A 22,975-nucleotide genomic window follows, 5' to 3' on the forward strand; every position below is an offset into this window, starting at 1 on the left:
TTTTTACAAGTTTAGCCTTTAACAGCACCCGCCGTCATGCCCTTCATAATCTGCTCCTGGAATAGCAGGAACACGACAATGGTTGGCAGTACGGCAATCGCCAGCGCGGCCATCGTCAGCTCATAATCGGTCATATACCCTGTAGCAAAAGCGGACAAGCTCAGCGGAACGGTCTTCAGTGCAGGCTTGCTAATAAAGACCAGCGCAAACGCAAAATCATTCCAAAACCGTAAAAATCCTAAAATCGCAACCGTCGAAAGGGCCGGCAAGCTAAGCGGCAGCATCATCCGGAAGAAAATCCCCCAATAGCCCGTTCCGTCGATCAAGGCTGCTTCCTCAATCTCTTTGGGGATGGTGACTAAATAAGCGGCAACCACGAAGATAGCTAGCGGAAGTTCAAAAGCCGCATAAGGCAGGATAAGTGCGCCATACGTATTGAGAAGGCCGACTTTTTTCATGATAATAAAGAGCGGCACTAAAGTGCTGTGTATCGGAATGAGCATGCCTAGCAGAAATAACCCCATGAAGAACGGCTTTAATTTGAACTCAAACCGCGATAAAACAAAGGCTGCCAGCGCACCCAGCACTAATGTCAGCACCAAAGAGGCAATCGTGACAACGGTGGAATTCCATAGCGAGAGACCCATGCCGGATACTTTCCAAGCCCGGACGATATTGTCCCATTTCCAAACCGTCGGCAGCAAAAACGGCCGCGAATAAAACTCTTCATTCGACTTCAACGCACTCATAAATAACCAAATGAGCGGGTACAACGTGACTAGCGCGTACAAGCTAAGCAAACTATTAACGACGCCTCGCGTCCAAACTTTCCGTCTCTTACCTCCAGCGGGAAAACCCGTCTGCATCGATACAACCTGCTCCATAGATGTCCCTCCTGAGAGAACTCTTTTTCCTGATTTCTAACGATAATCCCGTTTCATGAGACGTTGGCTGCCTACGATCAAGATCAAGCTAAGAATAATGATGGCCGTGGAAATCGCACTTCCGAAGCCGAAACGATACACATTGAAGGTACTGTTATACATGTAGGAAGCAAGCAGTTCAGTGGAATGCGCCGGTCCTCCGCCCGTCATCACGTAGATGAGGTCGAACGCCTTCAAGCTTCCGGAAATACATAGCACAACTGCCACTTTAACGGTATCCCAAATCATTGGCAGCGTGACAGCAAACAATTTGCGGACCGGACCCACGCCGTCGAGCTGCGCCGCATCTTCGATTTCTGGCGAAATATTTTGCAATGCCGCAATAAACATAATCATGTAAGGTCCAATATAATTCCAGATGATCGGCACCATGAGGGCGTACATCGATACTTTCGGATCGGAAAGCCAAGCTTTCTTCCAACTGTCCAGGCCGACGCCTTCCAGCAAGAAGTTCAAAATACCGATTTGCGGGTGATAAATGTAACCCCAGATAATCCCGACAACGACAGAGGAGAGCACCATCGGCATAAAAACGGAAGCACGAATGACACGTTGGAAATAAGTACTCTTCATGAGCAAAAGCGCTAAAATCAATGCGATCGGCACTTGACCGAATACGGATGCTGCAACGATAAGCATATTATTTTTGAACGACTTCCAGAAAATTGGATCTTTGAATACTTCTACATAGTTGTCTAATCCGATAAATTTGGCGGCTCCGATCCCTTTCCAGTCGAAAAAGCCATAGTAAGCTGACCAGAAAATCGGCACGATGACAAAAAACAGATAGAGCACTAAGGCCGGAAGAAGCGCTATAGTAATGAATCCTCTGATTCTTGCGGATACGGTCATGACTTAACTTCCCCCCTTGCTAACTTTTTTGAAAAAAGGGCTCCAGCCGAGCTTGGCTGGAGTCCTGTGGCCACACGCTATTTGCCGATAGCTTTCGCTTGTGCATCTTGAATTTTCTTGGCAATATCCTCGGGCTTGCCGCCCATGAGGAGCTCTTGCAGACCATTATTTACGACATCGGCACTAGCGGAGGTAAGCTTGCCGTCGTAAACCGGCGTTTTCTTCACGTTGTTCATCATTTTGTACACTTCAGCAAACAAGGAGGATACTTTCGTTGTATCCAAGTCTACTTTGTAAGACACAAGCTGATTGCTTTCCAAGATGGCTTTCTGTGCTTCCGGACCGGACAACGCGTAGATTAGCTCGTAAGCTGCCGCTTTCTGTGCGCCGGTTACTTTCTTGCTCATCCCAAGACCTGTACCGACTACGCCGGAAAGGGAGTTTGGATCGCCTTTGCCGTTAGGGACGGATGGCAGAACAGTTACAGCCATGTTAGCCAATGCTTCTTTGGATGTATTCGCTGCCAGGTTTGGAAGCGCCCATCCGCCATCGATCATCATAGCGGCTTTGCCTTGCGCGAACATCTGTTCCATTTGTGTATTGTCAATGGAGTTGAATCCCTCTTGGAAAGCGCCTGCTTTGCCAAGCTGCTGGAGATAAGTTAGCGATTGTACGAATTCAGGATCCGTAAATTTAGCGCCTTTTTGCTCTACAGCGTTCAAGAACCATTCTGTCCCTGTCACACGGTCAGCCAGCGAGCTAAGAATACTGGATTGCGCAACCCATGCCGCTTTGTTCCCCAGGGCGATTGGCGTTACATTGTTCTTTTTGAACGTTTCTACCAGTTTCATGAGATCATCCCATGTTTTCGGCGGCTGAACGTTATATTTGTTAAAGATTTCTTTGTTGTAGTAAAGGATCGACGTTGGCGACAAGGCCATTGGCGCGCTGTACGTTTTGCCGTTGATTGTGAAATCATCGAACGATCCCGGCATGAAGCCGTTCTTCCACTCGGTTTTGCTGTCGAGCAGTTCATTGATCGGCTGAATCAAGTCGCCACCGACGAACTCCTTCGTCATGACACCCGGCCACATCACGAACAGATCAGGCATTTCATTGGCTGCAGCAACCGTTTTTAGACGCGGACGGTAGCCATCGGGTGGGATCCCCTGAATATCCAGCTCTACATTCGGGTGGTCTTTCTTGAACTTCTCCATATATTCACGCATCAATTTGGCGCGAAGATCTTCACCTGTATAGTTGTGCCAAATCGACAATTTAACTTTCTCAGCAGGCTTAGCTGCATCAGTTGGTTTAGGTGCTGTGCTATTCTTGGCTGCTGTATCCGTTGTGCCGCTAGCGCCGCAACCGGCTAACAGTGCCAATGACAATGTGGCCGCCAGTGTAACGATAAATGACTTTTTCATTCGTTTGGACCCCCTAAAAGTTTTCGTAAAAACTTACTCTCTAGCTCGCTTGTTACAACTTTAGTATAGGGGACATCTTTAGGAGACGGTACGGGAGAGACTTCGGCGCAAGGGGGGACATTTTTCAGTCTTTAGATTTTGTCGTCCCCTGTCGATCCTTGTCGATATTCGGAAGGCGTTTGTCCGGTATGCTTTTTGAACTGCTGTGTAAAATATTTGATGTCCTCATACCCGACTCGTCTGGCAATATCGCTGACTTTGGTTTGCGTGCTCTGCAGGAGGTCCACAGCGCGCTTCATTCTCTCCTGCGTCACAAATTCGATATATGTGCTGCCGGTTTCCCGTTTGAATACTTCACTGAAATGATTCGGATTGATATGGACAAAGCCCGCCACTTGCTGCAGCGAAATGGGCTGATGCAGGTTGTCGCGGATATACGCGATGGATTTGTATACATACGCATACTTGCTTTGATCCATTCCTTGATGGAAAAGGTTCATAACCGCCATGAGGATTTTAAAAATCTCCTCCTCCGGGCGTCCCTCTCCTTCATAAGCAGGCAGCGTGCTGAGAGATACTTGCGCTGAATTGGCCCGCTCCAGCCAGCGGTGGCCTGCGATGATCATCGACTGCAGATAGCCCTGCACCGTCATCGGCGTCGCCAAAGCATCCTCCATCAGCGAGCGCACCTTCTGGTTCACCCAGTGGCGCAAGTCGGTTGCGTTACCGCTGAGCAGAATCGCCGTGAGTTCGGCCTCCTCCTTCTCGGTAAGCACCGTGCGGCCTCCGCTGCGCTCCCGGATATCCGCCAGCGTGAAGAGCCCTTGCGGACCGAGGAGTCCTTGGTACGCAAAAACTTCTTTCGCCGCGATGTAGGAATCCCTCAGACTCTCGTAATCCTGCGCAAGAGTTCCCAGCGCCGCAAAAGCCGTGCATTTCAGCGTATCGGTCACCCGCTTCAGCGCTCCTTTAAGCCCGGCTTGATCCGTGCGGCCTGCTTCATAGCGGACAACGAGCAGCAAATGCTCCTTATTCATGAGCGTCACGCACGGGAGCAGCTCGTAGAGAATATTTTCTGCGGCGCCTTGCAGCAGCTCCGTAATCCCCGCTTCCCAACCCGCGACGGAAACGAGCATCACTTGCATGGCCGCAGCCGTTCCGGATTCCGGAGGAACGTCTACGCCATTTTTCCGGAACCATACCCGCAGCTGCTCTCTTGCTTCCGCGTCATCGTGCAAGCCGCGCTTTAAAGCCCGCTCCAATAATTGGTTGCGCAGCGCAGCCTGCTGAAGATTATCCTGTTTGACCGTCTCCCATTTATCCATGATGTTCTGCTTCGCCTTCAGCGCCGCTTTAATAATTTCTTCCGGACGGCTTGTCTTCAGCAAATAATCGGTTACCCCTTCGCGCAGCGCCTGCTGGGCATAGGTGAAATCATCATACCCCGTCAGGATGACGATCTCCGTGTCCGGCAGCAGCGCTTTCACTTCACGGGCAAGCTCGATCCCGTCTATCCCCGGCATACGAATATCCGTCAGCACAATATGCGGTTTTTCTACCGGAATTCGTTCCAGAGCCTCTTCCCCTGAAGATGCGGCAGGCAGCAGTTCCAGCCCGAGCTCCTTCCAATCGATAACGGTACAAAGACCGGTCCTTATAATGACTTCATCATCTACAATCAAAATTCTCATGTCGCCAGCTCCCCTGTCCCAAGCGGAATTGAAAATGTAATACGCGTTCCAGTACCTGCCGTACTTTCAACAACAAGGCCCGATCCGAGGCCATAATGCAGCAGCAATCGTCTGTGCACATTAATAAGTCCATAGGAGGTCACCGGCAGCTTCGCTTCTTTCGTTACTTCCGTTAGCATCCCCAATTGATGGTTGGCCGCAGCCAGCTGTCCATGAATGTCGCGCAGCTTCGTTTCATCCATCCCGATGCCCGTATCCTCCACGACGAATTTCATTTGATTATCGCGCAGTTCACCATGTACGTAGACATTCCCTTTTACTTTCTTTTTCTGAATACCGTGAATGAGACTGTTCTCAATCAACGGTTGAAGCAGCAGCTTCAACATCATCGTTTGCAGCATTTCAGGATCGATAAAAAATTCAATCTCGAATTGATCCGGAAAACGCATGGCCTGGATATAGGCATAGTTCTGGGCGTGCGAAATCTCCTGCTGAACCGAGCAGAACTCCTCGCCTTTATTCAGACTAAAACGCAGGAAATCGCTAAGCGCGCCTATCATTTCCGCAATTTGCCGATCCTTGTTCATCAAGGCGATCCAGTGGATGGAGGAGAGTGTATTGTACAAAAAATGCGGATTAATCTGCGCCTGAAGCGCCAAAATGTCCGCTTCCTTTTTCTTCGCTTCATTCTGCTGCACTTGCTCCTTCAGCCTGCCGATCCGTTCGCTCAGTTTATTATAGCTATGGACGAGCAGCCCGACCTCGTCGGCGCTTTTCACCTCATAGGTCGGAATTGCCTCGTCCGGGTTCAAATCTTTTAACGATTTGGTCAGTTTCGTGAGCGGTTTCGTCACCCATTGCAGGAAGTAAAGCACCAACCCCATGGCCAGCAGCAGCGCAATCGCAATCGTCACAGCTGTTACCGTAAGTACGTAGCCATTTTGTTTCTGATAGATTTCTGTCGGGATGAAGCCGACTAATTTCCAGCCTAGACGAGGCATCGAACTATACAGAACCGTATGCGGCAATTCCCCTCTAGGTACGTTCAACACGCCGCTCGTATCGCCCAGCTCGCCTAAATTCGGAAACACGTCTGCGACCTTCTGTGCCAACCAGCCAGGTTCGCCTCCTGCAATAATTTGGTCGTATTGGTCCGTCAGCATCACAAAACCGCTGCTTTCCCAGCCCGCATCCGTCAAATAATGTTCAATCTCCGCTTGATCCAGTGAAAAAGTAAGCGTTCCGATCGTCTTGAACGTACTCACATCACGAATCGGCCTGACGAGCGTAATCACTTTCTTGGGACCGTCCGCCGTTTGGTTCACATAAAGCGGCGACCACCATTTGGCTGCCGATTTGTAAACGGATTCATACTGCTGTAAAAGCGGAGGTAATCCCGACTTCGTAATCGTCGTTGTAAATAGAACCGGATTGCCGTTTTTTGGTGTGATCGTAATGTTGGATATATATTTTTTGGAATAGGATAAGTTCCATAAGGTGCCGACAATAAGCGAATAGCTGTTGACGTCCCCTTCTTTGTTGCTTAAGTAAGTTTGAATATCCTTTTGTCCGATGAGGAAAATCGACATGTTCTCCACGTCTTGAATCACGAAGTCCAGCTTGTCCGTTATTTGTTTCAACGTATTCATACCGGCCTGCTTCGCCTTATCTTCCGTCACGGATGTCGCAATGCGATAGGAAACGGTCCCCATGGAAAGCAGCGGCAATACGACTGCGAGTAAAATAATGAAAGACAGCTTGCGTTTCAGGGACTTGGCAAACCAGCGTCTCATGGGTGATCCCCTCCTTTTTTCTTTTACATAGTAGCATGTGCAGCGTTTGAAAATCATACTTTTCTTTAGGAGACCAAACTTTTCGTTTGAAATCTCAAAAAAGTATGATACCATTTGGCTCAGATCCATCTTTATAAGGGAGAAATTGGGTATGGAATCCATTCAAGATGAATTTGAATTTTTGACCGACCTTGTAACGGGGCTTGCCGCACAGTTCGGGGACAACTGCGAAGTCGTCCTGCATGATTTGACCGGTTCGTACGAAAGTACCATTGTTGCGATTGCCAACGGCCACGTTACGGGACGCAAGGTCGGAGACCCCGGCACCAATCTGGGGCTGGAACTGCTGCGGGGCAATCATGTCAACGGCAGCAAAACGAACTATTTGACACAAACCAAGGACGGGCGCATTCTGCGCTCCAGCTCGACGTATATGAAAAATAAAGCCGGCCGTATCATAGGCTCGCTATGTATCAACTATGATATAACAGAGTTGATGATCGCAGGCAAAACTTTGCAAACCCTAATCAATCCCGGGGAGCAAGCCCAAGTGAAAGAATCGTTCGTAACGAGTGTCAGCGAGCTGCTCGACGCCCTCATTCAAGAAGCGCAGGAGCAGGTCGCCAAACCCGTTGCCGTTATGGCCAAGGATGACAAAATGCGCATGATCCGCCTTTTAGACGCCAAAGGCGCGTTTCTGATCAAAAAAGGCGGCGAGAAAATTTGCACCTATCTGAATATTTCAAAGTATACCCTCTACAGCTACTTGGAAGAAAGTAAAAGTGCCGCGAAAGAGAGTGATGCGTGATGACTGAACGATTAGTGAAGCCGGAAATGCTGAGCATACCGAATCCCTTTGAGGCGTTGAACTCGTTAGAAACCTTAGAAATCCTGGAAACATTTGAATCATTGGAAGCCTTAGAAACGCCCTGTCTCATTATTGACGCTCAGCGGATGGATCGCAACATACAATCTATGGCCGAAATGATACGCAAGCAGCGTGTGAACCTGCGGCCGCACGCGAAGACGCATAAGATCCCCGCTATCACGCTTCAGCAGATCGAGGCCGGAGCTGTCGGCATTACGGTCGCCAAAGTCTCCGAAGCAGAGGTCATGGCGGCGCATGGCATTCGCGATATTTTCATCGCTTATCCCCTTGTCACTGCAAGCAAAATCGAACGGGCGATTCGGCTCAGCCGGCAAATCGAGCTGCTCGTCGGCGTCGATAGCTTAGCGGGCGCACAACTGCTGGAGAAGATCGCCGGCCGCCATGGACACACGCTGCAAGTCCGCCTGGAGATCGACACGGGCCTGCGCCGCACCGGTGTTCTTTACGAGCAGGCGTCTGAGCTTGCGGCGGAAATCACGCGCATGCCGCACTTGCGGCTGACCGGCATCTACACCTTCCGCGGCTCTCTGCTCGCCGGCAAGCCGACGCTTGACGTGGCGGCAGCCGGCAAGGAGGAAGGCACGCTGATGGTACAGCTCGCCGAGCGCCTTAGAGCGCAGGGCATCGCGATCGCGGATGTCAGCGTAGGCTCAACGCCGACGGCTCTTTACGCTGCTGCGGTGGAAGGCGTGACCGAAGTGCGTCCGGGCACGTACGTGTTCCACGACCGGATGCAGGCACGACTTGGCGTTTGCAGCCTTGAGGACTGCGCAGGCAGCGTGCTCGTCACCGTCGTCAGCCGTCCGTCGGAAGATCTCGCCATTGTCGACGGTGGCAGCAAAACCTTCGCCACCGACATTCAGCCAGGCACCGATCCTCTGCAGCTGCGGGGCTTCGGCCATATCCTGGAGCTGGCGGATGCGCAGCTCGTTCGCTTAACCGAGGAGCATGGCATGATCGAACTCGGACCGCAAGCCCAAGCTGCTAATCTACGAATTGGCGACAAACTGCGCATTATTCCTAATCATATATGCAGCACTGTCAACCTGCACAATCATGTCATGATGCAGCGCGATCAAGCTTATAAGCGCATGCCGGTGCTTGCACGGGGCATGCTGGAGTAAAATGAGCCGCCTAGCGCCACGAACCCGATATAGAATCGGCAGTGGGAAAGCTGCTATACATAGACTTGGAGGTCAATAGGATGTCGAACATTGAACAACGCCTGCAAGAACTGGGCATCACGCTCCCTGCATCCCCAGAGCCGCACTTCACCTATATTCCTTGCAATCAGACAGGGAATCTCATTTATTTATCCGGCCAGGATTGCCGGATTAACGGGGAACTGATGTACGAGGGCAAGCTTGGCCGCGAAGTCACGATCGAGCAAGGGCAAGCTGCCGCACGCCAAACGATCATCAACTGCCTGGCTGTGATGAAAGGGTATCTGGGCGATTTGGACCGCGTGGTCAAAATCGTAAAAATGCTCGCTTTCGTCAACAGTGCGCCGGGCTTTGGCGATCAACCGTATGTGATCAACGGTGCATCGGACTTGTTAGTGGCTGTGTTCGGCGAGAACGGCAGACATGCCCGTTCCGCTATCGGTACGAGCGACCTGCCTTTTCACACACCGGTGGAGATTGAACTGATCGTTGAAGTGCGCGATTAATCGCTAGTGGTGTGATCATTTTGCGCGGGAGTCCCTTTTAGAGGCATAATTTAACTGGAAAAATCCCCGTTATTTCACTCTTTCAAGGTTTATTCATTCGAATAACTGGAATTTTTCCCTATAAATCATTGAAAACGTAAATATTCAGCCTTAATGCGGTTAATTAACAGGAGAAATTTCCTTTAATTTGTCATATCGCCCTCAGATACAGATAATTAGCAGGAGAAATTCCAGTTAAGTGCTCTGGGTATGCTCGGTTCGCGCAGGAATCTCCAGTTAAGTGCTCTGAGCGCGCTCAGTTCGCGATCAGCTGCAGATAATTAACGAGGTAAATTACATCCTTAACGCCGCAAAGCAATGCCAATTCATTTAGCCCAGCACAAACAGGCCCGAGGATACATCTCCTCAGGCCTGTTTTCACATCACGGAACTTCTAAGTATCACTCACACACGGAATCGCGCGATCAAATCCTGCAAATTGCCTGCCATGCTGCTGAGCACCGAAGCCGAGGAGACAATCTCCTCCATGCTCGCATACTGCCCCTCGATGTTGGAGGAGACGTTGCGCGCACCCGAAGCAGTCTGTCCAGCGACTTCATGAATGCCGCGAATCACATCAACGGCTGTGCGCGTTTGCCCGGAGATGGCGGCCGAGCTGACCGCCACTTCCGCAATCTGGCGAGCGACATCGTCCATCGCATCGCGTATGCGCAGGAACGTTGTCTGCGCGACGCCGACAACCTCTAATCCTGTCTTCACCTCCCGGCTTCCAGCCTCGGTGGAGCTTACGACCGATCTTGTTTCCTCCTGTATGCCCGAAACAAGCTGCGTAACTTCTTCAGCGGCGGCTCCCGTCTGCAAAGCCAGCTTGCGGACCTCGCCCGCTACGACCGCAAAACCTTTGCCGGCCGTCCCTGCTCGCGCAGCTTCGATGGAAGCATTCAGGGCAAGCATATTCGTTTTCCTTGCAATACCTGCAATAATCGCATTTGCTTGGACGATTTGCTCGGACCGCTCCCCTAAACGTTGGACAGATTCCGCCAGCTCCCTCATCTTCTGATAGATGGCTTTCATTTGCGCTATCGCCGTCTCAACAGCTGTGTTGCCTGCACCGGCCGCTTGTTGGGCGAATAAAGACTGCTGGTTGGCCGATTGCGTTGCGCCGGCAATTTGAATAACCGCCTCTGACATTTCTTCCATAATGGAAACGCCTTGATGCACACTTCGTACCTGCGCGTCCGTCCCCATCGAAATTTCTTGAATCGTATACGTAATGCGTTCGGAAGACTCGCTGACCAGCTCGGCATTGCTGCTAAGCGCATCGGAGGCGGCAGCTACGTGCTGGGCACTCGTGCCCACCTGGCTAATTAAGCTGTGCAGGTTAGCTCTCATGCCATTAAAAGCCATAGCCAAATCCCTCAACTCGTCTCTGTTGCTTACGGATATATCACCCGTCGTTAAATCGCAATCAGCAATTCGCTCGGCCGTCCTTACCATGGAACGTATCGGAGTAACGATCGCTCTAGAAAGCAAAAGTCCAATAGCCAGCGCAAATAGAAAAGCAACCAAACTAACCCAAATTAACGTTCGAACGGTCGACTGCACGACCACATGATTGCGTACCGTCGCCTCCTCCTGAACCGTTCTTTCCAGTGTTTCTATTGTAGCCGCAGACTGCGTCAACGTTTCTGTCGTTGGAATCGCCCACTGCATCGCTTCGGCTTTGGCTAAATCAGCTTTCCCCTTGTCTGCGTATTCCGTCACTTTTTTAACAAGTCGCATAAACGTTTGGTTAGAGTCCGCCATGGATTGAATCGCACTCTGCTCTTCCCCGTCCTTAGCAAGTTCCCCCATTTGCGCAATAATCGAAGAAAGCTCCTCATTCACTTCCGTCAAAAACTTCTCTTTATCTTTCGCTGGATTCAGCACATAGCCGAGCAGCATGCTGTTCTGCATTTGGGTTTTCTCTTTGATCTCCGCAACATGCCGAAGAATCGTTACATTATCATCCAAAAGCTTCGAGTAAGAGCTGTCCACTTTGTCCAAATAGGTATAAGACATGCCGCTAGTTGCCGCAACGAGTAAAGAAACAATGATAAAGGTCCCTACAATTTTGCCCCGCAAAGAAACCGCAAACTTCCTCTTTTCATGGCCGGAAGACCCTCTCTTCTGCATAGCCGCGCCCCCTTCGTAAACACGCAAACGCTTACAATTCTATTCGTAAAATAACAGGCTGCCCCGTTAAGCGACAGCCTGTTAGCTTGTTAACCTTATTTGGAGTTCATATATTTCCGCATATCAAAAGCTACCGCAGCGACGATAATAACCCCTTTAATAATCAACTGCCAGTATGGGCTGATGCCGATAAACGTCAAACCGTAGTTGATAACGCTGAAAATCAATACCCCTGCGAGAACGCCTGGAACCGTTCCAATACCGCCCGAGGTGGACACGCCGCCGACTACGCAAGCCGCGATCGCATCAAGCTCGTACATGTTTCCGTAGTTATTCGTTGCACCGCCGGTTCTCGCAGCTTCCAGCACCCCGGCCAATCCGTACAAAGCACCTGCGATGGAGTAAATGTAAATCAGGTAACGGTTAACATTGATACCCGAAACGACTGCAGCGTGAATGTTGCCGCCGATCGCGTACATGTACTTCCCAAGCTTCGTTTTGTTGAAAACAATCCAAACAAGAATGGCAACTACAATGGCAATAATCACAATATAAGGGATGGAGTACGTGGCATTCGATCCAATGGACCCTGTGCCTAGTTTACTAAAGTCAGCTCGCAATCCGCCGATCGGTTGGGACTGATTCGGTTTCATATCGAAGTATAAGGAGTTGGCACCGTACACGGCTACCATCGTACCGAGTGTTGCAATGAATGGCGGGACCTTCAATTTTGCGACGATAATCCCATTGATAAGACCTACCAGAAGGCCGGCTACAATCGCGATAAGAATTGGCACAAGCAGCGGCATATGCGGAAGATCCGGGAAAAATCTGCGGCCGTAATCCTGCGTTTGCAGCATCGATGCCGAGATGACGGCGGTCAGACCGACGATCCTTCCTGTCGAGAGGTCGGTGCCTCCCGTAATCAAGATGAACGCGGCACCCAAAGCAATAATGACCCGCGTGGATGACTGCAGCAAAATGTCGCGAAGGATACTGACGGATAAAAAGCGCGGATCGTAAATCGCGATCCCAATAACGAGCACGACCAACACGATGTAGATTGCGTATTTGGTCACGAACCCACTAATGTCTCTGGATTTCAATGTTTCTGTTTTTGTACTCATGGTTTCTTGGCCCCCCATTATGCCATATGCTGTGCAGCAAGGCGCATGATCTCTTCTTCTGTTGCTTTATTTCCTTCTACGATCCCCGTAAGGCGTCCTTCGCACATGACCATGATTCGGTCTGACATCCCAAGAAGCTCGGGCATTTCAGAAGAGATCATGATGATACTTTTCCCCTGTTTCGCAAGGTCTGCAATGATCGAATAAATCTCAAACTTCGCTCCTACGTCAATCCCGCGAGTCGGCTCATCCAGCAAGAGCACGTCCGGCTCTGTTAGCAGCCATCTGGCGAGCAGCACCTTCTGCTGGTTACCGCCCGAAAGGTTTTTGATCAGCGCATGCATGTTTGGCGTCTTCACGCGAAGCATCTCGATGCTTTTCTCAACTTCAACTTTGCGTTTCGCTTCCTGAATGAACCCAAACGGGTTCATATACCGGCTTAAGTTCGCAATGACGGTGTTCTCCAGCACCGATAATACCGGGAAAATCCCTGTGACGCGGCGTTCTTCCGTAAGCAGCGCAATTTTGTGACGAATGGCATCAATCGGCGATTTGAGCTTAACCTGCTTGCCATGCATCGAAATCTGGCCGGAAGCAAGCCCCCGTAGTCCGAATAAAGCTTCGATCAATTCCGTCCGCTGCGCGCCAACCAGACCGCCTACGCCAAGAATTTCTCCCTTTCGAAGATCGAAAGAGACATTTTTGAAAGATCTTGGAATGACCGAAGTCAGTCCCTCGACACTCATCAATACGCCGTTCGGCACGTTGCTTCTTTCAGGGAAACGCTCTTTGAGATCGCGACCAACCATTTTGGAGATGATCATATCGGTGGTCAGTTGGGACGATGGCCATGTTCCAATCTTGGCTCCGTCGCGCATAATCGTTACTTCATCCGAAATCTCGAGGATTTCTTCCATTTTATGTGAAATATAGATGATCGAGACGCCACGACTTTTCAAGTCGCGAATGATGCGAAACAGCTGCTCAACTTCATTGCCTGTCAACGACGAAGTCGGCTCATCCATAACAATGACTTTCGAATTGAAGGAAACGGCTTTGGCAATTTCAATGGATTGCACCTTGGAAACCGATAACGTTCCTACAAGTGTATCCGGATTAATATCCATTTGAAGCTGTTTAAACAAGTTTTCTGTATCTTTGCGCATCTTCTTGTGATCCACTAATTTCAAAGGTCCGATGCCTCTTTGCGGGAAACGGCCTAACCAAATGTTCTCCATCACGTTACGGTGCGGTACCGGGTGCAGCTCCTGATGAATCATCGAGATGCCGTTTGCCAAGGCATCCTTGGAATTAAGAATGGATACGGTTTCACCGTTCAGCTTAATGTCTCCGCCATCCGGCTTATAGATGCCGAACAAGCATTTCATCAACGTCGATTTACCAGCCCCGTTTTCTCCCATCAGCGCATGCACGCTTCCCGGGCGAACTTTCAGGGTAACGTTATCCAGCGCCTTGACGCCGGGGAACTCCTTGGAGATTTGATTCATTTCCAGTAAATACTCATGTAATGTCATGGTAACTCCCCCTACCAGCTCACGATAATCCCTACAAAGTGAAGCCATTTATTCGAAGCCTGTCTCTTTATCTTTGCACGGGTTTCCAAATAAGGAAGGCAAGAGCGGTTAACTGCTCTTGCCCGCTTCAATTGGGATTACTTCGCTTCGTTCATGTTAGCTTTAGTAATCTTTTTGTAGGAAATCCAGATATATTTACCGTCAGTAACATCATAGCCAGTCGTTTCTTTGCTTGGTACCAGACCGTTAGCAAGAGCAGTCGCTACGTTCGTTGTTGCCGCACCTTGGTTTTTCGCATCGTTCAGAACTGTTCCGAGCAGTGTTCCATCCCCAAGTGCTTGCAGAGCAGGAGCTGTCGCGTCTACGCCAACTACCGGCATATATTTACCGCCTTCTTTGAAATAACCTTTTGCTTTCAACGCTTCGATTGCACCTAGCGCCATATCGTCGTTGTTAGCAATTACCGCTTCGATTTTATCCTCGTTGGCAGCCAGGAACGCAGCCATTTTTTCTTGGCCTTTTACACGATCCCACATAGCCGTATCTTCAGCTATTTTTTCTACGCCCAGACCGGCATCCGTGATCGCTTGAACGGAGAACTTCGTGCGAAGCTCAGCATCTTGGTGTCCCGGTTCGCCTTTGAGCATAACGTATTGAATTTTTCCGTCTTTGTTTTTATCCGCTTCAGGATGAGCCTTGAAGTAGTCAACAAGCAATTGGCCTTCCATTGTTCCGGATTGCTCAGCTTTCGCGCCTACGTAGTAAACTTTATCCCATTTCTTCATATCGTCAGCCAGTGGCTCACGGTTCAGGAACACAACCGGTACGTTTGCCGTTTTTGCTTTGTCGATAATAACGCCGGCCGCTGTACGGTCAACCGCATTGATCGCTAGAGCGTTTACTTTTTTCGTGATGAAAAGGTCAACTTTATCATTTTGTGTTGGTTGTGAGTTTTGGCTGTCTACGATATCCACCGTAGCTTTGTCTTTCGCAGCGTCAGCAATCGCTGCGCGTACACCGGACATGAACGTATCGTCGAATTTATAAATCGCTACACCGATTGTTGGTTTTTTGGCTTCTGTTTTAGCTGGAGCTGCTGTTGCAGCTGCACCAGTGCTTGTGCTTGCTGCCGGAGAAGTTGAAGGTGCTGTTTCCGTTTTACTGCCACATCCTGCTACGGTTGCAACCAAAGCGCTCGCTACTGCAAGGGTAATCAATTTTTTCAAGGTAAGACCCTCCCTAAAAGGTTGTTTTGTTTATTTACATTTCTAAATATAAGGCATGTGCAGCAGGAAACAAATGCAATATCCTCACATCTTCTATCGAAATTCTCATCACTTTATAAACGGAAAAAGCAGCTTTTGATTGTCCGACCAGAACATGTTGCTGAGGTCAATCGCTTTAATCCCGGTCGCTACGCGGTCCGGAATCTTCTTGCCATGTGAGGCTTCAACCGCATTTTTAACGCCCAAATAGCCGATGCTGAAAGGGTTTTGAATAATCGTTGCTTGAATGACACCTTCCTGCAGCATCTCTAACTCTTCGGAGGTACTGTCAAATGTGATAATTTTCACTTTACCCTGGAGATTCATTCTCTGAATCGCGTCGGCCACGCCAATCGAGGAAATTTCATTCAGGGCAACAATCCCGTCCAAATGCGGGTATTTCTCGATGATGCCTTGTGTAAGCTGATCCGCAGTTCCCCGGTCCGTCAAACTGTATACTTTGGCAATCACCTGAATGGCCGGATATTTGGATATTTCATCCAACAGACCTTGCTCCCTGAGCTCTGTGTTGCGCTCCCCTTGCCTGAAGCTGACGATGGCGATATTTCCTTGAGTCCCGGCAAGCTTAATCAATTGCTGGCCGGCCATTTGCCCGGCATCGTAATTGTTGGCGCCAATGAAGCTCTTTGCTTTGCGCGATTCCACCTCGGAGTCGATCGTCACAACCGGAATGCCTTGTTCCGCCGCAGTTTCGACAACATCCGATAATTCCTTATAATCATTAGCGGCGAGCACGATCGCGTCAGGTCCGCTCTTAATGGATTGCTCCATTAAGGCGATCTGCCCCTTCACATCCGCTTCATCGTCAGGCGCCCGAAAATCCAACGTGACATCAAATTCCTTTGCGGCAACCTCAGCGCCCATTTTAACCGTTTTCCAATAGTCCCCGTTCTGACTTCTCAGCACTACTTCCAAGTGCTTCTTCTGCGCGGTTGGTGTAGTCTCGGTTTCCTGCATACAAGAAGACATAGAGACGACAGCTGCCAAGACAGCAAGAACGAGAGAGCCTAGTTTCATTGGTTTATCCATCGCTGCTCCTTTCTACTCTTCTTCCAATATGGCTGGAATCCTAATCTTAACGACTGTTCCTTCTTCAAGCTCGCTTTCTACCTTAACGCCATACTCCGAACCGAAATACAGCTGAATTCGCTCGTGCACATTGCGCAGGCCTACGCCTGATCCCTTATCGCTTTTTACAGCCCCAATCATAATGTTTTTGAGCATTTCTTCCGACATGCCCACACCATTATCCCGGACCTGGAGCAGAATCGTATCCTGGATTTTCTCCGCGGAGATGTGAATATGACCTTTATCCACCATATACTCGATGCCATGATAAAGCGCATTTTCTACGAACGGCTGCAGAATCAGCTTCACCGTTCTATAGGGCAGCACTTCTTCCGAGACTTCGATCTCGTAATCGAACTTGTCCTTATACCTCATCTTCTGAATAATCAAATAGTTTCGGATATGCTCGATCTCATCCTCAATCGGGATAATGTTTTTCCCTTTGCTGAGCGAAATCCGAAAAAACTTGGACAAAGAGGTAATCGTCGTGACGACCTCCTCGTTTTTCCCGTTCCCAACCATCCGAACGACCGAATTGAGCGTATTGTACAAGAAATGCGGATTGATCTGAGACTGCAGAACCTCAAGCTCGTTCTTTCTTTTCGTCTCCTGTTCATCGATATTCTGATCCATCAGCTCGCGCACCCTGGAAACCATGAGATTGAAGCGGCGCGAAAGCTGCTCCACTTCATCTGCTCCGCGAACATGGATGTACGTGTCAAAATGCCCTTTCTCGACCATTTCCATCGACTTCTTCAGCCGCTTGATCGGCTTGGAAATGCGGGCTGACATGAAGGACGAGATGAGCAGAATAAAAATAAGGACAATGACTAGCAGCCATATCATAAACGTATTAATTTCCTTGCGGGTCGTAATCATCTCATCCAAATAAGAGACCCCGATGATTTTCCAACCGATATTATTAACGGTCCTAACGACATTAAGCCGGGATTCGCCCTCGCTGACATCCATATACTTGCCGTAGGAGAATTTGAGCGCCTGCTCCACATTTTCATATTTCAAACCAATATAAATAAGCTGCTGCTGAGGATGATACACAATGTTGCCGGCAGAGTCGTCGATGATGTAGACGTACCCTTTTTTGCCCAATGAAACCGTGCGGAACACACCGTCTAGCGTCTTAAAATTAACATCCACCAGAACAACCGCATCCTCCCATCTCCCGTTTCTTTGAATCGAGACCCCTTTGCTCATCGAAACGACCCACCGGTACGGATCTTTAAACAGATTCTGAATATGCGGCAAGGAGAAGCTAAGATGATTCGGATTTTCCAGTGCTGACTTAAACCAAGACTGCTCGAGCAGCCGGGTGTTTTTGCGCATGGCCGTGTGGTGAATTCCTGTAACCAATTCTCCGTCCGCGGCAAATAAATTAATCGAGACAATATCCTCGCGCGTGCTTGCAATTGTCTCCAGTTGTTCGGTCAGCTTATCCGAAGGGACGCCGTGGCTTTTGGCAATTTTGGCATCAACCACTTCGAAGGTGTCGGCCATCCCTTTTATGTAATTTTCCAAGTTGATCTGAACCTGCTCGACGATCTGCTGCGTGTTCAGGAACGCGCTTTCTTCCGCCGTCCGGGAAAATTTATTATAAAGCACCAGCGAAATGATCAGCATGACGGTTACCGTTATGAAAATAAAAGATATCGTAATGGCAAACTGAATGCTCTTGACTCTCATCGTGTCCAGCAGCACATCATACAAAGGCTTGAATAGAGCTCTTGCTTTCCGTATCAAAACTAACCCCCCGCTCCTTAACCCTACTGCGCTTTGGTGTTAGCATTGCGGTAGAAGTTTAACCTGTTAAGGATTATTGTACTAATTGCCTTTGGAATACACAACAGGCTGAGCAAGCTTTGTCAATGGTTAATCAAAATAGGAATGGCTTCTTAGTATTAATCGCGATATAGTAAGAAAAACCGTCAGGAAAAACATCCTGACGGTCCTTTTGTATGTAAACCCATACTTTTGTCCATGGGGAGGGATGGATGCGGGGTTCCAACCGCTGTTGAAATCGTGTTTTTTGAATTTATTATGCGGTATAAACACGATTTCAAAGGCGGCCCGTAAACTTTCCACCCTCACACCCATCCCTCTTCTGTTCTACTTTGAGCTGCCTTCCACTTCTTTGTTCTCTAACCTGTCTGAGATCCGGTATTCGCACCCATATATCCCTTTGTAATACTCTGGATACATAGCTCCTTCGCAGCTTTCACATGTAAATTGAGGCGGTACTGCCGGATCCCCTTGATCCATTCGATCAAAATCTTGCACGACATTAAGCGGTATGCTTTCCACTTCCGAACAAGTCAAACATATATACTTCACTGTCTGTTTCGACAGTACATAATTGCTTAGGGACAACTGGGGTTTCTTCTTTTTGCTTTTTGTTTTCTTGCTTCCAGGTGAGATCTCGAATCATCCTTTCTAAACAGCCTCGCGTTCTCTCGCAGACTGCATATTTAATCGTTAGTTTGCCTTCTTCTAGACAGACTTCCCCCTTGTATTCATAGTAACATTCGCACTTTGGACACACCAGTGGGTCTTTACCCGTCATTCTTTGTATTCGCTCTCTCCAATTCCTCCGTTTTAGTTTCTTTTGTGCCCGTACAATCCACTTCCTTGCTTCTTTCTGCCAGCTTGTCACTAGCTTTCTACTTACCTTTTTCAGCTTACGCGAATAGACCCCATAATACCGGATTGTTTTAAGTTTTCATCCGGAATATGGCGTATGACCCTTGCAATAAATTCTTCCACCGTTACTTTTTCCGTCTTCTCTTCCCCACTTGTTTTATCGTGGTAGCTGAACACGACGTATTCTCCGTCATAGGACTTGATTCGCTTTAACGCAATGGCTGGTCGCTTCATGTAGCGCCCTATGTACCCTAGCTGGTTCTTTACGTTCCCTTTTTGTTTCGGCGCATGCACATAAAAACCTTCTCCATTGGCCGAGTAGGCTTGCTGCGGTCTGGACTGTACTTGTCTCTTCTCTTCTTCGTTCAAGCTTCTTCGAATTAGCTTTAGCACCACGGTTTGCCACTGTTTTCTAAGCATTTCAAACGGCACGTAATCATACGTTTTCCATTCTCCGTTTGATTTCATTCCACCCATCGTCACCAACATATGGACATGTGGATTAAAGTTCAGACGCGAGCCAAAGGTATGTACTCCCGCAATAATGCCAGGTGTGATCTTATGTTTCTTTTCAAAATGTTCTTTTATGATTCGTACGGCCTCATGACCGGTGCGACAACATCCACTCTTTGTCCCGTTTGATGGTCTTCATACCAAAAATGTACCTTGTGGTAGTCATAACTTAAGATCCGATATTCTGCAATCGCAGGGCGAGCCAAGTACCTCCCGATATACTTTGCCGCTCCGCGGGCATCCTTCATCCGCTGCTCCGCATTCACGTAGAAACCATGCTTGTACCTTTGGTACAACTGGTTTACCAGTTCCTTCACTTTTGTATCCGTTGGAAACCACTTCATAATCAGGTCCATCAACAGTTTCTGCCATGACTTACGTAAATACGAAAACGAGACGTACTCCACCGATTTCCACTGCATCGTATGATCTAGAGCTCCTTCTGTCACCAGTGCATGGAATGCGGATTAAATTTCAAGTCCCGGCCAAACGTATGGATGACCGTAATAACACCCACCTCATACTGCTTGTTCTTGTTTTTCCGGCGGTAGTAGTATTGAATCACTCTCGCCACTTCTTTGCTTAGTTCGTTCAGCTTCCGTCGATCCTCGAAGAAATACTTCCGCAATTCTTTCGGCACAGTAAAGCAGATAATCACGGGTTCCGGGTCTCCTCCCGTACATCCCATGCATTCATACCGTGCAAAACCCATGTCTTTCGTTCCGCATCGTATCGCTTTCCTCACTGATTCTTGTATAGACTCTCTTAAATCTTCTGGAAATTGGGTCGCATGTAGTTCCCAAAATCCATGGAAGTGATCTTTTAGAATTTGCTTTACGATCCCTCGTTTCTTCCATGTCTCCTGCTTCACCATGCTCCCCCCCATTTTTCCATTTTATCAGGTTTATCCACAAATTCGAGAAGTGCATAATTTCCTAAACAATAAAAAAGGACCTCATCTCACACTTTGCACAGTGTAATTTGAGGTCCTTTTGTTCAAATTTAAGCCGTTCCTTCCCTACGCGAACGCTTTAAAAACAGTTCCTAGTCTGCAATTATATCTACTGAAAGCATGTAGACTAAAGAACGTTAGCGCTCCCCCATAGAATTGCAACAATATCCGCAACTTTACCTGCAGGTGTTAAGCTAACAATAAATTCACCTAGATCCAGAATAACCCCGCCTAGATCCAACCAAGAGAAATTGCCTCCAAACGAATTGTAAATCGCACGGAATTTCCAGAGCAAAGAATTGTACAGCGCTACGACGTCACCTACAACATTAAGTTTGCGGAAAATTAATTGAGCGATGGTCCATGCTGCATCTGCTGCACTTGAAGTGCCAGTAAAATAATTGTAAAACATTAGTTTAGTTCCTCCTTATTAAGCAATTTAGATACCTTCAAAGCATATAACAAAGTTTTGATGGATTTGGACTCATACACTTAATATGGGATATTAGCATTCTGAAATGGTAATTTAATCATTTAAAGTATCAAAATAGAAATATATTGAAATTATTTACATAATAGTTATTGTAAATTAATATATTAAATGATAATATATAGAAAAAAATAGGAGGTTTTGTTTTGAAAAAACCATGGTTAGCAGTAGTTCTTTCTATTATTTATCCAGGTATCGGTCACTTGTATTTAGGTCATGTTAAGAAAGGAGTTATTTTAATTGTTTTGGAATTTGTATCCATCTTACTTGCTTCTGTTATTATTGGATTAATCATTTACCCGATCATTTGGATTTATGGTATTGTTAACGCATATCATTTATCTACTAGACAAATAACATCTCTTAATTTAGGAACTGTAAGCATCGAAAAGGATGAAGCTTTAAAATGAATCCTGGGCACAAAAAGCTAATACTCGTCTTTACTGTCTTATCACTAATCTTTTTTTTCTTAGGTTTCTTTTCACCAGGGAGTGCTGATATTCGTCCCATGAATAAGTTAGTGTTCCGGGATGCCTGTTTTATTTTCTCATTTAATACCATAAATATATTGATTATGTTTGCCATTTCCTTGCTAGGAATTTCGCCTATATTTCTGTTTAAATTTATTTTTGGTATGGGTGCCGGATGGCAATCAGTAGGGGTTTCTCCGTGGTTATACTACGCGGCATCGCTTATTCATGGACTATTGGAATGGATAGTATGCTTAATCATTTTCATTTTTACAATTGAACACTTTCAGTTCTTAATTTCTTTTTTTATGAAGAAAAACAATATCGCACAAATTAAAAAATTTTATTTTAAAACTTGTGTACGGACGATCCCTTTAGCCGTTTTCATTTTATTTATTGCCGCACTGGTCGAGGTATATATATCGAATAGGCTATTGATTTTTTTAAAATAAGTGAATATAGGAGGGTCCATGATCTATAAGGCTATTCTTCCTTTCTTGAGGATTAGTACATCATCTATCGCAATTAAAGACAGTAATGATGTACCTGTAGGAATGATGGAACGTTATTATTCAAATAATGTACAACGACTGTTGAATTATTTATTAGATAATATAGTCAATAATGTTCGTGCTTATGACCAGAATGGGGATTTGCAGATTGATATTAAAGAAATTAATACTGTAAAAACACTTTTTGTCGAGAAGTGGCATGTTGAGTTAAAGAAGGAAAATTTCATATGTGAAAAGAAGACTAGAATTAAAACGAATCCCGAATTCTATTATGAAAAAAGTAGTACTAAGGTTTGGATAAAAAAAGATTTTGCCGACAAAATAACTCGTTTTATCGTTGATCAGCATGTAGCAGCTGAGGTACATCCAGAAGGAATGCTTCCACCAAAGAGCAATCATATTACGTTTAAAATTTTCGATGAAAGGGTTTCAATCTACGAAATCGCAGCACTGTACTACGTGTTCATTTTGAAAAATTAAACGTTCGGGCTCCGCAAATCTATTTTTTGAGGTTGATTATGGACATTCAACTGGTTTTGAATCGTTTGTTAATTGTAAAGAGAGAGCAAATTGTATACATTGAGCTTTCTGAGATTTTGTACATTGAACGTATCAAGCAAAAGACTCTAATTCATACTGATTTGCAAGAGATAAGTGTGGACGTTTCTTTGAAACATATGATGAGTATGTTGCCGGATATTTTTGTGCGTTCCCATAAATCATACATTGTGAACATTCTTAACTTGAGGGAGTTAAACTTTTTTAATCGCAATACCTATGAGGCCTATTATAAAAATAGAAAGACAGCTCTAGTTTGCAAAGATATTATGCGTAATTCAATAAAGTTATTTAGTGTAGAAGGGGTGAAAGGATATAATTCCCTTAAAAATTGAAAATGTAGAAAAAATAATTCGTGGTAATAGAATT

Annotated in this window: 20 protein-coding genes and 1 pseudogene; 6 read left to right on the forward strand and 15 right to left on the reverse strand. The window is 47.2% G+C overall.

The window, feature by feature from the left end; all coding sequences use genetic code 11:
- Nucleotides 1–11: 11 nt before the first annotated feature.
- The 5 genes from GC097_RS31830 to GC097_RS31850 all read right to left on the reverse strand — a co-directional run bounded on the left by GC097_RS31830 (nucleotide 12) and on the right by GC097_RS31850 (nucleotide 6,707).
- The gene (locus GC097_RS31830) at nucleotides 12–884 is read right to left on the reverse strand and encodes a carbohydrate ABC transporter permease (protein ID WP_171687282.1); all 873 of its coding nucleotides are present in this window, start codon (nucleotides 882–884) and stop codon (nucleotides 12–14) included.
- Between the two features lie 36 nt (nucleotides 885–920).
- Nucleotides 921–1,796 (reverse strand): carbohydrate ABC transporter permease, encoded by an 876-nt coding sequence (locus GC097_RS31835; protein ID WP_171687283.1) that lies wholly within the window; start codon nucleotides 1,794–1,796, stop codon nucleotides 921–923.
- Between the two features lie 77 nt (nucleotides 1,797–1,873).
- Nucleotides 1,874–3,223 (reverse strand): extracellular solute-binding protein, encoded by a 1,350-nt coding sequence (locus GC097_RS31840; RefSeq protein ID WP_171687284.1) that lies wholly within the window; start codon nucleotides 3,221–3,223, stop codon nucleotides 1,874–1,876.
- A gap of 131 nt (nucleotides 3,224–3,354) precedes the next feature.
- Nucleotides 3,355–4,914: a response regulator gene (locus tag GC097_RS31845; protein WP_171687285.1), complete on the reverse strand. Its 1,560-nt coding sequence runs from the start codon at nucleotides 4,912–4,914 to the stop codon at nucleotides 3,355–3,357.
- Nucleotides 4,911–6,707: a cache domain-containing sensor histidine kinase gene (locus GC097_RS31850; RefSeq protein WP_171687286.1), complete on the reverse strand. Its 1,797-nt coding sequence runs from the start codon at nucleotides 6,705–6,707 to the stop codon at nucleotides 4,911–4,913. Before GC097_RS31850 ends, GC097_RS31845 begins: the two co-directional genes overlap by 4 nt.
- A gap of 151 nt (nucleotides 6,708–6,858) precedes the next feature.
- Between GC097_RS31850 and GC097_RS31855 the strand changes: the two genes are divergently transcribed.
- The 3 genes from GC097_RS31855 to GC097_RS31865 all read left to right on the forward strand — a co-directional run bounded on the left by GC097_RS31855 (nucleotide 6,859) and on the right by GC097_RS31865 (nucleotide 9,265).
- Nucleotides 6,859–7,515 (forward strand): helix-turn-helix transcriptional regulator, encoded by a 657-nt coding sequence (locus GC097_RS31855; protein ID WP_171687287.1) that lies wholly within the window; start codon nucleotides 6,859–6,861, stop codon nucleotides 7,513–7,515.
- On the forward strand, nucleotides 7,515–8,720 hold the full coding sequence (locus tag GC097_RS31860) for an alanine racemase (RefSeq protein ID WP_281364427.1): 1,206 nt from the start codon (nucleotides 7,515–7,517) through the stop codon (nucleotides 8,718–8,720). Before GC097_RS31855 ends, GC097_RS31860 begins: the two co-directional genes overlap by 1 nt.
- An 80-nt stretch (nucleotides 8,721–8,800) precedes the next feature.
- Complete coding sequence (locus GC097_RS31865) at nucleotides 8,801–9,265, forward strand: RidA family protein (protein WP_171687288.1); 465 nt, start codon at nucleotides 8,801–8,803, stop codon at nucleotides 9,263–9,265.
- A 444-nt stretch (nucleotides 9,266–9,709) separates the two neighbouring features.
- Here the strand turns inward: GC097_RS31865 and GC097_RS31870 are convergent, their stop codons facing one another.
- From GC097_RS31870 to GC097_RS31920, 10 genes and pseudogenes are all read right to left on the reverse strand, one after another.
- The gene (locus GC097_RS31870; protein WP_171687289.1) at nucleotides 9,710–11,440 is read right to left on the reverse strand and encodes a methyl-accepting chemotaxis protein; all 1,731 of its coding nucleotides are present in this window, start codon (nucleotides 11,438–11,440) and stop codon (nucleotides 9,710–9,712) included.
- 95 nt (nucleotides 11,441–11,535) lie between these two features.
- Complete coding sequence (gene mglC / locus GC097_RS31875) at nucleotides 11,536–12,567, reverse strand: galactose/methyl galactoside ABC transporter permease MglC (RefSeq protein ID WP_171687290.1); 1,032 nt, start codon at nucleotides 12,565–12,567, stop codon at nucleotides 11,536–11,538.
- Between the two features lie 17 nt (nucleotides 12,568–12,584).
- The gene (locus tag GC097_RS31880) at nucleotides 12,585–14,102 is read right to left on the reverse strand and encodes a sugar ABC transporter ATP-binding protein (RefSeq protein WP_171687291.1); all 1,518 of its coding nucleotides are present in this window, start codon (nucleotides 14,100–14,102) and stop codon (nucleotides 12,585–12,587) included.
- 137 nt (nucleotides 14,103–14,239) lie between these two features.
- Nucleotides 14,240–15,328: a galactose ABC transporter substrate-binding protein gene (locus tag GC097_RS31885; RefSeq protein ID WP_171687292.1), complete on the reverse strand. Its 1,089-nt coding sequence runs from the start codon at nucleotides 15,326–15,328 to the stop codon at nucleotides 14,240–14,242.
- Nucleotides 15,329–15,436: 108 nt separating this feature from the next.
- Nucleotides 15,437–16,417 (reverse strand): substrate-binding domain-containing protein, encoded by a 981-nt coding sequence (locus GC097_RS31890; protein WP_171687293.1) that lies wholly within the window; start codon nucleotides 16,415–16,417, stop codon nucleotides 15,437–15,439.
- Between the two features lie 12 nt (nucleotides 16,418–16,429).
- A complete protein-coding gene (locus GC097_RS31895; RefSeq protein WP_171687320.1) occupies nucleotides 16,430–18,157 on the reverse strand; it encodes a cache domain-containing sensor histidine kinase in 1,728 nt (575 codons plus the stop codon).
- Nucleotides 18,158–18,755: 598 nt separating this feature from the next.
- Nucleotides 18,756–19,714 (reverse strand): annotated as a pseudogene (locus tag GC097_RS35455) (IS91 family transposase); the annotation flags it as partial.
- On the reverse strand, nucleotides 19,696–20,046 hold the full coding sequence (locus tag GC097_RS31910) for a transposase (protein ID WP_171687295.1): 351 nt from the start codon (nucleotides 20,044–20,046) through the stop codon (nucleotides 19,696–19,698). The gene GC097_RS31910 and the pseudogene GC097_RS35455, both read right to left, overlap by 19 nt.
- Nucleotides 20,047–20,069: 23 nt before the next feature.
- Complete coding sequence (locus tag GC097_RS34550; RefSeq protein WP_246294587.1) at nucleotides 20,070–20,282, reverse strand: hypothetical protein; 213 nt, start codon at nucleotides 20,280–20,282, stop codon at nucleotides 20,070–20,072.
- A 421-nt stretch (nucleotides 20,283–20,703) separates the two neighbouring features.
- A complete protein-coding gene (locus GC097_RS31920) occupies nucleotides 20,704–20,988 on the reverse strand; it encodes a hypothetical protein (protein WP_171687297.1) in 285 nt (94 codons plus the stop codon).
- Nucleotides 20,989–21,212: 224 nt separating this feature from the next.
- Between GC097_RS31920 and GC097_RS31925 the strand changes: the two genes are divergently transcribed.
- From GC097_RS31925 to GC097_RS31935, 3 genes are all read left to right on the forward strand, one after another.
- Nucleotides 21,213–21,476, forward strand: a complete 264-nt coding sequence (locus GC097_RS31925) for a sugar ABC transporter permease (protein WP_171687298.1) — start codon at nucleotides 21,213–21,215, stop codon at nucleotides 21,474–21,476.
- Between the two features lie 530 nt (nucleotides 21,477–22,006).
- On the forward strand, nucleotides 22,007–22,528 hold the full coding sequence (locus GC097_RS31930; protein ID WP_171687299.1) for a tubby C-terminal domain-like protein: 522 nt from the start codon (nucleotides 22,007–22,009) through the stop codon (nucleotides 22,526–22,528).
- Between the two features lie 38 nt (nucleotides 22,529–22,566).
- Nucleotides 22,567–22,941 carry a LytTR family DNA-binding domain-containing protein gene (locus GC097_RS31935; protein WP_171687300.1) on the forward strand — a complete coding sequence of 125 codons (375 nt, stop codon included), beginning with the start codon at nucleotides 22,567–22,569 and terminating at the stop codon, nucleotides 22,939–22,941.
- Nucleotides 22,942–22,975 lie beyond the last annotated feature (34 nt).

Origin of the sequence: Paenibacillus planticolens (genome assembly GCF_013141725.1) — a bacterium.
GTDB lineage: Bacteria > Bacillota > Bacilli > Paenibacillales > NBRC-103111 > Paenibacillus_E > Paenibacillus_E planticolens.